This is a genomic window from Catellatospora sp. TT07R-123, from assembly GCF_018327705.1.
Classification (GTDB): domain Bacteria; phylum Actinomycetota; class Actinomycetes; order Mycobacteriales; family Micromonosporaceae; genus Catellatospora.
On record NZ_BNEM01000002.1, the window covers coordinates 541,807 to 553,836 of the forward strand.

At 71.3% G+C, this 12,030-nt stretch carries 6 protein-coding genes and 1 CRISPR repeat array (1 of these 7 only partly in view); of the genes, 2 read left to right on the top strand and 4 right to left on the bottom strand.

Annotation, left to right across the window (positions count from 1 at the left end):
- Nucleotides 1-29 precede the first annotated feature (29 nt).
- Together cas3 and Cs7R123_RS22815 are read right to left on the bottom strand one after the other, a co-directional pair.
- The gene (cas3, locus tag Cs7R123_RS22810) at nt 30-2,873 is read right to left on the bottom strand and encodes a CRISPR-associated helicase Cas3' (RefSeq protein ID WP_244872084.1); all 2,844 of its coding nucleotides are present in this window, start codon (nt 2,871-2,873) and stop codon (nt 30-32) included.
- Nucleotides 2,870-4,978 (bottom strand): UvrD-helicase domain-containing protein, encoded by a 2,109-nt coding sequence (locus tag Cs7R123_RS22815; RefSeq protein ID WP_212829754.1) that lies wholly within the window; start codon nt 4,976-4,978, stop codon nt 2,870-2,872. Before Cs7R123_RS22815 ends, cas3 begins: the two co-directional genes overlap by 4 nt.
- Before the next feature lie 288 nt (nt 4,979-5,266).
- On the opposite strand from Cs7R123_RS22815, the gene Cs7R123_RS22820 reads away from it, so the two are divergent.
- Nucleotides 5,267-6,649 (top strand): serine/threonine-protein kinase, encoded by a 1,383-nt coding sequence (locus Cs7R123_RS22820; RefSeq protein ID WP_244872085.1) that lies wholly within the window; start codon nt 5,267-5,269, stop codon nt 6,647-6,649.
- On the opposite strand, the gene Cs7R123_RS22825 is transcribed toward Cs7R123_RS22820, so the two are convergent.
- Complete coding sequence (locus Cs7R123_RS22825) at nt 6,612-7,283, bottom strand: hypothetical protein (RefSeq protein WP_244872086.1); 672 nt, start codon at nt 7,281-7,283, stop codon at nt 6,612-6,614. The genes Cs7R123_RS22820 and Cs7R123_RS22825 overlap by 38 nt on opposite strands.
- Before the next feature lie 46 nt (nt 7,284-7,329).
- Nucleotides 7,330-7,503 (bottom strand): hypothetical protein, encoded by a 174-nt coding sequence (locus Cs7R123_RS22830; protein ID WP_212829755.1) that lies wholly within the window; start codon nt 7,501-7,503, stop codon nt 7,330-7,332.
- A gap of 163 nt (nt 7,504-7,666) precedes the next feature.
- Here Cs7R123_RS22830 and Cs7R123_RS22835 point away from each other — a divergent pair, with 163 nt between their 5' ends.
- Entirely contained in the window at nt 7,667-9,751 is a 2,085-nt protein-coding gene (locus tag Cs7R123_RS22835) for an N-6 DNA methylase (protein ID WP_212829756.1), read from the top strand.
- 80 nt (nt 9,752-9,831) lie between these two features.
- Nucleotides 9,832-12,030: direct repeats of the CRISPR family, unit length 28 nt; unit sequence CTGCTCCCCGCGCACGCGGGGGTGATCC; it runs 2,158 nt beyond the window's last position.

A 12,030-nucleotide genomic window follows, 5' to 3' on the forward strand; every position in this document is an offset into this window, starting at 1 on the left:
CGCCTTTCTTGGATCTCGTCGTGGTCTGGTCAGCCGGCGCGGTTGACCAGCAGTCCCTCGTTCAGGTCGTAGTGCAGGTCGAATCCGGCGATGCTGGTCCGGCCGGAGGTGTCGACGTCGAGCACGAGTTCGCCGCTGAGCCACTGGTTGTCCTGCCATGCGGGGAAGGCGCCGCGCCGTTCGAGTTCGGCCAGCAGCTCGGCGCCGTGGTCGCCGCCGGTCATCCGCTGGGGTAGCGGCAGCGTGCACCGGGCGATCTGCTTGGGCAGCGGCCACCGGGGTTCGGTGTCGGTCGGCACCGGGGTGCCTCCGCCGTCGGTCCACGGCGGGATGACCAGCCCTGCCGAGGTGCGTACCAGCAGGAGGACTTCGAGGGTGTCGCCGCCGGTGTCGCGGACGTGGCCGGCGGCGACGTGGTCGGCGGCGTTGCCGATGCCGCCGGTCACCCAGCCGGTCAGGGCGGTGCCCGGTTCGCCGACCTCGGCCAGCCGGAAGCCCTTGGCCAGGGTCTCTTTCGCGGCGGTGGTGTCCAGGTGGCGCTGCCAGGCTTCGGGCATGGCGGGTTGCCAGTCGGGTGGGCCGACCGGTGTCGTGCTGTAGGCGAGCTGGGTCAGTGGCGCGATGTCGTCGGGCAGCCGCAGCGGTGTGCCGTCCAGGTGCGGCTGGAGCACGGCCGCGCTGCGCAACAGGGTCGACAGGTCGTACACGCGCCGTGAGCCCGGGACCGGCTGGGGCGGTTGCGCGGTCCAGTCCGCGCCGGTGATCCAGCAGGTGGGGGTCGACACCGGGGTGGGCCGGTCGGTGCGGGCGTGGCGGTGCAGGCGGCCCATGCGCTGCAGGATCAGGTCGACCGGGGCGAGGTCGGTGACGAGCAGGTCGAAGTCGATGTCGAGGGACTGCTCGGCGACCTGGCTGGCCACGACGATGTGCCGGTGCGGCCGGGTGCCGGTTCCGGGCGGTCCGAAGGTGTCGCGCAGCCAGCGGTCCTTGCGGGCGCGGTCGGCGGCCATGAACCGGGAGTGCGCGACCGATACCGCGATCTCGTCGCCGTACGCGGCGCGCAGCACGGCGGCGGTCTCCTGGACGCGGGCGACGGTGTTGCGGATGACCAGGGCGCAGCCGCCGTCGGCGAGCCGGTCGCGCAGCAGGTCGGTCAGGTGCGGCAGGTCGTCGTCGAGCGGGCGTACGGTGACGGCGAGGTCGCGGCCGGAGCCGGGGCACGGCGTCGCGGTGGCGCCGCGTTCGGGTGCGGAGGTCGTGACGAGGGGGTACCGCTGGTCGGTGCGCAGGTCGGCGTAGTGGTCGACGCGTTGCTTGCCCCGGTCGCGCCAGGTGAGCGGCGCCTGCGGGCCGAGCCGTCCCCGGTCGTAGGCCTCCAGGAGTGCGGCTCGGCGCTGGGCGGGCAGGGTCGCCGACAGGACGATGACGGGTACGCCGTAGGCCCCGAGCCATTCGAGGGCGCGGTCGAGGAACTGGCTCATGTAGACGTCGTAGGCGTGCGCCTCGTCGACGACGACGATCTTCCCGGCCAGGCCGAGGTGCCGCAGGGCCAGGTGCTTGGCGCGCAGGGCCGCGAACAGGAGCTGGTCGACGGTACCGATCACGAAGCTGGACAGCATCACCCGCTTGCGTCCGGCGAGCCAGTCGTGGACGCCGATCGCGGTGCCGCCCTCGTCCTCGGCGATGGCGCTGGGCAGGAAGGTGCGCCGCAGGTCGTCGTATTCGGGGTTGAACGCGGCCTTGCCGTGCGCGAGCCGTACGTCGCGGTCGCCGCGGCCGGGGTCGGCGTCGGGCAGGCGGCGCAGCCATGCCAGGACGCGCGAGAACATGGCGTCGCTGGTGGCCCGGGTCGGCAGGGCGACGAAGCACCCTGACGCGCCGGTGCGGCGGGCGAGGATCTCGACTGCGGCGAGGGCGGCTTCGGTCTTGCCCTCCCCCATCGGCGCTTCGACGATCATCATGCCGGGCACCGGCATGGTTTCGGCCAGGTCGGCGACGGTGTGCTGCACCGGCCGCGGCACGGCCCCGGCCGGGAGCTCGAACCGGGCGGCGAACAGCTGCCCGTCCGGTGGGGTCGCGGCCGGCCGCCACGGCGAGGGCAGGCTCACGGCTTCCCAGCCGGTGTCGAGCCGGTCGCTGTCGCTGCCGCCGAGGTGGTACGGGAAGAACTCTTCGGCGCTGGCGAGCCAGTCGGCGACGATGACGAGTCCGGTGAGTGCCGCCTGGACGGGCTGCGACAGCCGTACGCCGCGCCAGTCGCCGAGCCGGTCGGCGGCGCCGACGCGGCTGGTCATCCAGCCGAGGAGCTCGTGCTGCACCGAGGTCCAGGCGTCGTTGCCGAGCAGGTGGGGGTGCAGGTTGACGCCGCGCAGGACTTCGGCCGACGGCGGCGAGCCGTGGTGGCCGCCGACGACCACCGCGTATGCGTTCGGGTCCTGCCAGCCCTGGTCCTGCAGCCAGTTGGCGACGATGACGTGTCCGGCGTACTCGTGTCGGGCCTTCGCCCGGTCGAGCAGGATCTCGTCGCGCCGGTAGTGCAGTCCGTGGTCGCGCATGCGCTCGGCGAGGTTCTCGGCCTGGATCGCGAAGGCGGGTGTGGCCTTGCCGACGTCGTGGATGCCGGCGAGCCAGCGGGCCAGGATCCGGCCGTCGGCGTCGCCCGCGGGCAGTTCCCGGGCGATGCGCCGCCGCACGGCCGGGCTGAGCCAGTGGTCCCAGAGTCGTCCGGCGACGTCGGCGGAGTCGGCCAGGTGGCGCCACAGCGGCAGCCAGCCGAGCAGGGAGGTGCCTTTGCGGTCGGTCTTGCCCCAGGCGGACCTGGCCGCGTCGGTCAGGGGCGGCCCGAACTCGTGGGCGCGGTGGGGCTGGTTCACGCGGCACCGCGCAGCAGCGTGCTGGGCTGCCCGCTGTGGGACAGGTAGAGCATGTCGCGGGCGCGGGTGAGGGCGACGAAGACGAGGCAGCGTTCGCGCTGCATGTCCTGGAGGTGCCCGTGCGGGTCCTCGGCGGCGGAGATGACGGCGTGGGGTGCGGGCAGGACGGCGTCGTCGAGGCCGACGACGGCCAGGCACTGGAACTCCAGGCCTTTCATGCCGTGCATGGTGTCGACCCGTACGCCCTGCACCGCCCGCTGCTCGTCGTGGACGTCGATGTGGGCCTCGCGCAGGACGGCGGTGATCTTCTTGACCAGCTGGCCGGTGCGGGCGGCCACGCCGATGGCGCCGGCTTCGACGCCCTGTTCCAGCCAGGTCCCGACGCGCTCGATCAGGGCGTGGAACTCGGCATCGCGGTCGGTGTGGCCGGTCAGCCTCGGGGTATGGCCGTTGGTGAGCGAGCGGTATCCGCGCAGGGAGTCGGCCTCACCGTCGAGGCCGACCGCGGTGGTGCCTTTGAGCACGCCCACCGACATCCGCAGGATCTCGTGCGTGGTGCGGTAGTTGATGGTGAGCCGGCGGCTGCGGCCGCGCACGTCGATGCCCAGGCCGGCCAGCGACACCTGGCTGTCGTAGATGCGCTGGTGCGGGTCGGCGAGCAGGAACATGTCGTCGGGGCCGGGGGCGACCAGTGCCCGCAGCAGGCGCCACTGGGCCGGATGCAGGTCCTGGCCTTCGTCCACGATGACGTGCCGGTAGGCGGGCGGCTGCTGCTCGGCGATGCGGGATGCCTCGTCGGCGAGCTGGAGGTAGGTGCATTCGCGGCGCCGGGACAGCTGCGCGGTGACGTGCTGGATGGCGGCCCAGACCTGCTGACGCTGGGTGGCGCGCAGAGCGTCGCCGCGGCCTCGGCGGGGGGCGGCGAGGTACTGGTCGACGTCGTCGAGCCGCTGCGCGAGCACCACCTGTTCCCATTCGCGTTCCAGGAATGCGGGGCTGAACGCGGTCACGGTCCCGACGTGGTTGACGAACGACGGTCCGAGGGCGGCGGCTTCGGTCCACAGTGTGCGCAGGTCCGCGTTCTCGGCGATTTTCAGCTGCTTGCCGCCGCGACGGCTGTTGACGATCCGGCGGGCCAGCCGGTCGACGCTGATGACCTCGATCCGGTTCAGCACCGCCGGGTCGTCGGTGAGGCGCCGGAGCTGGTCGGCCAGCGCGTCGGCCAGGGCGCGGGTGTAGGTGGTCAGCAGGACCCGGGTGCCGTCGTCGGGCAGGCGGGAGGCCAGGAACACGGCGCGGTGCATGCCGGTGACGGTCTTGCCCGTGCCCGCACCGCCGGTGACCAGCAGGGATCCGCTGTATTCGGGGCGGTAGGCGATGTCGTGCTGCGTGGGGTGCAGGAAGGTGCGCCACGCGTCGAAGGGGTGGGCCAGGATCGCTTCGAGTTCGACGGGGCCGGTCACGAAGGCGATCCGCTCGGGGGTGCGGCGGGCCGCGGCCAGCAGGTCGTCGGGGTTGATGTCGGCGGCGAGGATCCGCGCGGACAGCTCCTCGTAGACCTCGTGGACGGACATTCCGCTGGCCAGGCCGTTGAGTACGTCGCATTGCAGTGACGGCAGGAACGTGGCGAGGCTGTCGAGTTCCTCGTAGGTCTCGATCTTCCGGATCGTCGGCACCAGTTCTTTGGCCACGCCGAGACGGACCAGTTCGTCGGTCTTGACGTGTTCGAAGAGTCCCGAGCGGGTCGGCGGGTGCGCCTGGTCGAACGCCTCCAGGCCGGACTGGTCGCGCACCTCCAGCACGCCGAGCACCTGGTTGACGCTGAACACGCGGGTGGTGGCGTAGGTGATCGCGTCGTCGTGCGGCTTGACGTCGTACCAGACGTATTGGTCGTCGCCGAGGGCGAGCACGACGCCGCGGTAGGAGTCGTTGACGCGGATCGTGCGGATGTTGGGGTCGCGTGCACCGGTGAGCTTCTCCAGGTGCAGCCCGGCGTGGGTGTGCTGGGCGAACTTCGCGAACACCGTCTCGACCGCCCGCCGCACCGGGGGCTGGAGCTTGGCGTATGCCGCGAGGAACTCCACCGCCAGCGCGAGCTTGGCCATCTGTACCTCCGTCGATCGCATGACTGTCTGAGCAGGGCACGCAGGGTCCTGTGCCGGTGCGGCATCGTCCAATCTGCACCGACCACCCATGAAAGCATTTGTGAACCGGCTTTGCAAACATAATCAAGGACTACCGTGTTCACCGATATGGGGCATTGACGCCAGTGCGGACGGCCGCTAAGTTCCGCGTCCGCGTGTCCGGTGTGGAGCGCGGCGCGCTCACGGTTGCCGATACGCTGGCCGCGGACCGCACCGCACCAGGGGCGGCATCGATCCGCGGAGGTTGCCGTGATCGCAGGTGCCGACCTCAAGGACCGGTATACCGTCGAGCGGCTGCACCTGGGCAGTGGCGGCATGGGCCAGGTCTTCCGTGCGTACGACCGGCAACTGGACCGTCACGTCGTGGTCAAGCAGCTCCGGATGGACCTCCTGGACATCGGACTGGTCGAACGGTTCCACCGCGAGGCCAGGCTCACCGCCCGCATGGACCACCCCGGCGTGCCGGCCGTCTACGACATCGGCACCCATGACGGCTGCCCGTACCTGGTGATGCAACTGGTCAACGGGCCGACCCTGACCGACCTCGTGGAAGAGCAGGGACCGCTGCCGGTTCCCTGGGTCGCCGCGATCGGCGCCCAGATCTGCGGCATCCTGCTCGCAGCACACCAGCTCGGGCTGGTGCACCGCGACCTCAAGCCCGACAACGTCATGCTGGACGGCAGCGGCGCGGTCAAGGTGCTCGACTTCGGCCTGGCGGTCGCGTACGGCGACGACCGCTACTCGCGCATCACGCAGAGCGGCCAGGTGTTCGGCACGCTCGGCTACATGGCGCCCGAGCAGATCCGGGCGGAGCGGGCGACCCACCGCACCGACCTCTACGGCCTCGGCGGCATCCTGTACGAGCTGATCACCGGTGCGGCGCCGTTCGATGAGGCCGACACCGCGCAGCTGCACGACCTGCAGCTGCACCAGCAGCCCGAGCGGCCCAGCCGGCACCGCCCGGACCTCCCGGCCGAGCTGGAGGAACTCGTGCTGGCGCTGCTGGCGAAGTCGCCCGCGGACCGGCCGGGCGACGCCGGCGAGGTCTACGACGTCCTCTCGGTCCTGGCCACCGACCTGCCCGACCTGCCCGGCGTCATCGACCCGGGCACCGACGCCATGCGCGCGTACAGCTCGATCATCGGCCGGGTGACGCACGGACCCGTCCGCGCCGCCCGGTCCGGCCCGGCACCGGACCCCGCACAGGCCGCCGACGACGCCCGCCGGTTGCTGGCCGACGGGCACACCGGCACCGCGTTGCAGGCGTTTGAACAGGCCATCAGCAACGGTACGGCCCTGCCGCCCGCCGCACTGATCGAGCTGCACGTCCAGTACGCCGAAGCCCTGCACGGCGCCGGACAGCACCGGCCTGCCGCACGCCAGTGGCGCCTGCTCGTCGACTTGGTCCATCGGCTCGAAGGGCCTGGCAGCGGGCAGGAGTTCGAGTTCCGGCTGCGGACCGCGCGGGCCCACGCCGCGCTGGGCGAACGCGCCCGCGCCCTCACCCTGCTGCAACGGCTGCTCGCCGACCGGGCCCGCGTCCACGGCCCCGCAGACTCCGGGCTGACGGCGCTGCGGCAGGAGATCGCCTCGCTCACCGAACCGCCAGCCTCACCGAGCGAAGGTCGCTGAAGGCCACGGGCAGCAGCGCCGCCTTCTGCTCCGGGAAGCGCATACCCCGGTAGTGGACGAACAGCACGCAGCTCTGGCCGCGGGTCTCGGTGGTCATCGCGCGCCGGGCGAGCTCGGAGTACATGGTGCAGTGCTTGCGCCAGGCGGCCTCCTCACCGTCGGCGTCGAAGCCGCGTCCGCTGGCGGCGTGGCCGAAGGCGTCGTGCACCGCCCGGAACATGTCGTTCTCGGCGTCGCTGAGGTAGGGATGCGGGTTGCCGCACGCCGCGCTGGCGAACACTTTGAGCCGGCGTTCGCGCAGGTCGGCGATCATCGCCGCCATGTCGGGGTACGGATCCTCGTCGACGATGCGCACCGCCACGCCCAGCCCGCCGTAGGCAGGCCTGCCCACGAGGTAGTGGAACTGGCGCACCGTCTCGGCGCAGAACGCTGCGTACGCGGCGCGGGCGCCGTGCTGGCGCACCGGAGCGGCCAGGTAGGCCGCCGCGATCGCAGCTCCCGTCGTCGGATCGAGCCGGATGCGGGAGTAGTCGACCGCAGGTGCGGGGCTACCGAGGGTCGCGGCGAACCGGCGCGCACCGGTCGCGACGAACGGAACGGGTGACTGCGATGCTGCCGGCGTCGGAGCGGACAACGATGTTCATGATCCTCCTCAAGGTCGGGGTGGGTGGGGGGCGAGATCAGTGGCGGTCGGGCGCCTGCGCGCCGGTGTGCATCGGGAACGTCACGGCCGGGCGGTCGTCGTGGCGCTCGCGTTCGAGCTGCTCGCCCAGCATCCGCATCTCCGACACCCGCCGGCTGTGGTGAGCCTTGGCGAACTTGCCGATCGTCGTGGTGTAGCCGCGCCGGGCCATGGCAGACCTCCGCTTCCGCGACCGCCGCTCGGCGGTCGTCCGTCGGTTCAGGAAAGCACACTCCAAACAGCGCCGTCAACGATGGATCGTGCGTGAAGTCGGTTCACGGCAATCAGTGTCACGACAGTGGTAACGACTGCCGCGGATACGCTAGCCTCTTCCCGTGAGCAGCGACCGCAGCCCGGAGATCAGCGACACCACCCTGACCGCGAGCGGCATCGCCCAGCTGGCCAACGTCGGCCGCGCGGCGGTGAGCAACTGGCGCCGCCGCTACGCGGACTTCCCCGCCCCCGTCGGCGGCACCGCGACCAGCCCCGTCTTCGACGCCCGCGCCGTCGAACAGTGGCTGCGCACGCAGAACAAACTGTCCACAGCCACCACCGAGCAATGGCTGTGGCGGCACATCGAGAACTACTCCCCCGCCACCCACATCGGTGACGCGCTCTGCATCGCGGGCGCGTTCCTGCTGGTCACGCCAGGTAAACCGGCACGAGGCGGCCTGCCCACGCCGCACCAGCTCCTCTCCCGGGTCCGCACCCGCGACAGAAGCCTGGCGGAGATGCTCGAGCCGCTGCTGCCCACGGAATGGTCGCCGCAGCTCGAAGCCATCCTGCGGGGCGCGCAGCAGCTCAGCACCGAGATGGCGGCCGACCGAGCCTTCGAATACCTGCACACGCAGTACGTCACGTCCCCCAGCTCGATGTCCGGGCTGGCCGCCACCCCCGAGATCATCTGCGACCTCATGGTCGACATCCTGGGAGAGATCTCGGAGATCTTCGACTTCACCACCGGCACCGGGTCCATCCTGCACACCGCCGCAACCCGCGCCCTGACCGCCAAGACCGCCCTGCACTGCCACGGCCAGGAGATCAAGCCGCAGTACGCGATCATCACGCTGCTACGGCTGCTGTTCGTCCACGCACGAGCCCAGGTCGCAGGTGTCGCCGCCACCAGGCCGCCGGACGTACGCATCGGCGACAGCCTTCTCCACGACCAGTTCACCGGAATGCAGGTCCCGACCATCGCCGCCAACTTCCCCTTCGGCCTGCACGGCTGGGGCAACGAGCAGCTGGCCCTCGACCCCCGGTGGGCGTTCGGCACGCCGCCCCGCACCGAACCCGAGCTCGCCTGGGTGCAACACGCGCTCGCGCACCTGGCACCCGGCGGCCGTGCCACCGTCCTGATGCCTCCCGCCTGTGCGGTGCGGCCCGCGGGTCGGCGCATCCGCGCCGAGCTCGTCCGGCGAGGTGCGCTGGAGGCGGTCATCGCGCTGCCGGCCGGGCTGATGCCGCCGACCGGGATCGGGCTCCAGATCTGGGTGCTCGCCCGACCGTACGAGCACCAGCCGCTCAGCCATCAGCTGCTCATGGTCGACGGGGCCACCCTGCCCCGGGGCAGCACGCTGCGGGAGGTCGTCGGCCGAGCCTGGCAGGCCTACCTGGATCCGGCTTCCGGCGACGACATGCCCGGCGTCTACCGGGTCGTGCCCGCCATCGAGGTGCTGGACGACCGGATCGACCTCACACCGAGACGGCACCTGCCGCAGCAGATCGATCCGGCGGACAGCATCGAACGGACCATGTCGGCCATGCGGGAGTTCGAGCGGCTGCTCGATGCCGTACGGGCCGAGCTTCCGGCGGTGCGGCCGGCCGATCCTGGGCAGGCAGCGCCGTCACAGGTGTCGCTCGCGGACCTGATCCGCTCCGGGAGCCTCGAGATCCACCGGTCGATCGCACGCACGCTGGCGGATGCGCCCAGCGTCTTGCTGCTCACCACATCTGATGTGCTGACCGGACGTCCGCCGAGCGCCACCAGCGAGCAGTCCGACAGCACGGCGCTGGCCCGGGTGCAGGCTGGGGACATCCTGGTGCCGGTGCATGCCCGGGAGGTCGCCGCGACTGTCGCGACGGCGGAGCAGGTGGGTGCCGCGCTCGACCCTGGCGTCCAGGCGGTGCGGGTCAATCCCGACCTGCTCGATCCGTGGTTCGTGGCCGGGATGCTGTCCAAGAGCGACAATGTGCGTATGGCCGGGCGTACGTCGAGCAGCAGCACCGGTGTGATCCGGATTGATCTACGCAGGCTGACGATCCCTGTCATGCCCCTTGAGCAGCAGCAGCATCGGGGCGCCGTGTTTCAGCGGGTGGCAGCCTTCCGCACGGCCATGCTCCGAGCCGGGGAGGCCGGCGATGCACTCGCCCGAGGTCTGAGCGATGGGCTGGCCTCCGGCCAACTGACGGGAACACCTTAAGAGAGCCATTGATAGACTCTGCCACAGAACAAGTGAAGAAAATCGAACACAATGATCTTCAACGCCGCAGGTGAACAAGCCTGCTCCCCGCGCACGCGGGGGTGATCCCGGCCTGCAGACGCCGCTGGGTCACCTGTTCAGCTGCTCCCCGCGCACGCGGGGGTGATCCGTTCTCCACCTGATTCGGTTCCACCGGACCGCCCTGCTCCCCGCGCACGCGGGGGTGATCCCATCGTCTAAGAGGTGACTCCGCATGTCGTATGCTGCTCCCCGCGCACGCGGGGGTGATCCTCCTCACATCCCCTTAGAGGAAAGGTAAAGCTACTGCTCCCCGCGCACGCGGGGGTGATCCGTCGGATGCGTGCAACATCGTCGTTCTCCTCTCCTGCTCCCCGCGCACGCGGGGGTGATCCGTCGGTAAGAACGAGCGCTGGCTTCGCGAGGCGCTGCTCCCCGCGCACGCGGGGGTGATCCGCCGGGCGCGGTGCTGGAGCTGAGACTGTCCGACTGCTCCCCGCGCACGCGGGGGTGATCCGCGGGGGCGGCTCAGAAGGCAGTGGAGAAGCTGCTGCTCCCCGCGCACGCGGGGGTGATCCGTTTAGATGCCCGTTACGGATCTTGAGGCCTCGCTGCTCCCCGCGCACGCGGGGGTGATCCCTAAATCTATCGATACGTTCTGATCATGGTCTGCTGCTCCCCGCGCACGCGGGGGTGATCCCGCCGCAGAACGCCACCATCCGCCAGAAGCGCTGCTCCCCGCGCACGCGGGGGTGATCCCCATCCGGAGACTCCGGACATACGTCCGTTGGTCTGCTCCCCGCGCACGCGGGGGTGATCCGGAGGTGCTGCCCGCGTGGGAGCACGTCCAGGCCTGCTCCCCGCGCACGCGGGGGTGATCCCCACTGCTCGTTGCCGTCGAAGTCGCTGTGCCCCTGCTCCCCGCGCACGCGGGGGTGATCCGAAACCTGCGGCCGCCCCGGCACCAATGGACCGCTGCTCCCCGCGCACGCGGGGGTGATCCCGGGGGCAGGGGTAGGTAAGGGCATAGGTAGCCCTGCTCCCCGCGCACGCGGGGGTGATCCCACGTAACCGTGCCGGGAGCAGCGCTCGTAGGCCTGCTCCCCGCGCACGCGGGGGTGATCCCCGACCCGGAAGATCACCGACTTCGAGGTCGACCTGCTCCCCGCGCACGCGGGGGTGATCCTGCTTCTTCAGTACCGTGTCCGGCTCCGGGAAGCTGCTCCCCGCGCACGCGGGGGTGATCCGCCGCGTGAGTGTCGGCACTGTGGGCACCCCGTCTGCTCCCCGCGCACGCGGGGGTGATCCCCTCGCCCGTGAGCGTGGCCTCGAACCGCTCCACTGCTCCCCGCGCACGCGGGGGTGATCCCACCGACCAGACCATCACCCTCCAGACGGTGTCCTGCTCCCCGCGCACGCGGGGGTGATCCGGTCGTCCGGGCCTTGGGAGACAAGGACTTGTGCTGCTCCCCGCGCACGCGGGGGTGATCCCGGCCAGGCCCTCGGCGACCATCGCCTTGGCGTCTGCTCCCCGCGCACGCGGGGGTGATCCGCTCACCGCGTACGACAACGGGTACAACAGCGACTGCTCCCCGCGCACGCGGGGGTGATCCGAGGTAGGCGGACTCGCACAGTGCTACTCCTGTCTGCTCCCCGCGCACGCGGGGGTGATCCCGCGTAGGCCCGCCAACGCAGCGGCGCAGGGACCTGCTCCCCGCGCACGCGGGGGTGATCCCGGCTCGGCTACGGCGCCATGGACGACCGGGTGCTGCTCCCCGCGCACGCGGGGGTGATCCCCCATCCCCGCCCCCACATCGCCCGCCGAGGACCTGCTCCCCGCGCACGCGGGGGTGATCCGATGATCGCCATCCACCGGGCGCAGGAACGTCGCTGCTCCCCGCGCACGCGGGGGTGATCCGTGGATACCGTCGCGGCCCGGCGACTGCCACCACTGCTCCCCGCGCACGCGGGGGTGATCCGGCGAAAGCCCAGGCGGCCAGGCCCGGGCTCTCCTGCTCCCCGCGCACGCGGGGGTGATCCGCAGGCCGCCCACAAGCGCGTACTCCGCAGCCACTGCTCCCCGCGCACGCGAGGGTGATCCCTTCGGGAGCGTCAGTCCATCCACTGTCATACGCTGCTCCCCGCGCACGCGGGGGTGATCCGGCGTTGCCGCCTTCCTTCACGACTGCCGGAGTCTGCTCCCCGCGCACGCGGGGGTGATCCCCAGGATTATGTGCGTATCGATGTCGTGGACGGCTGCT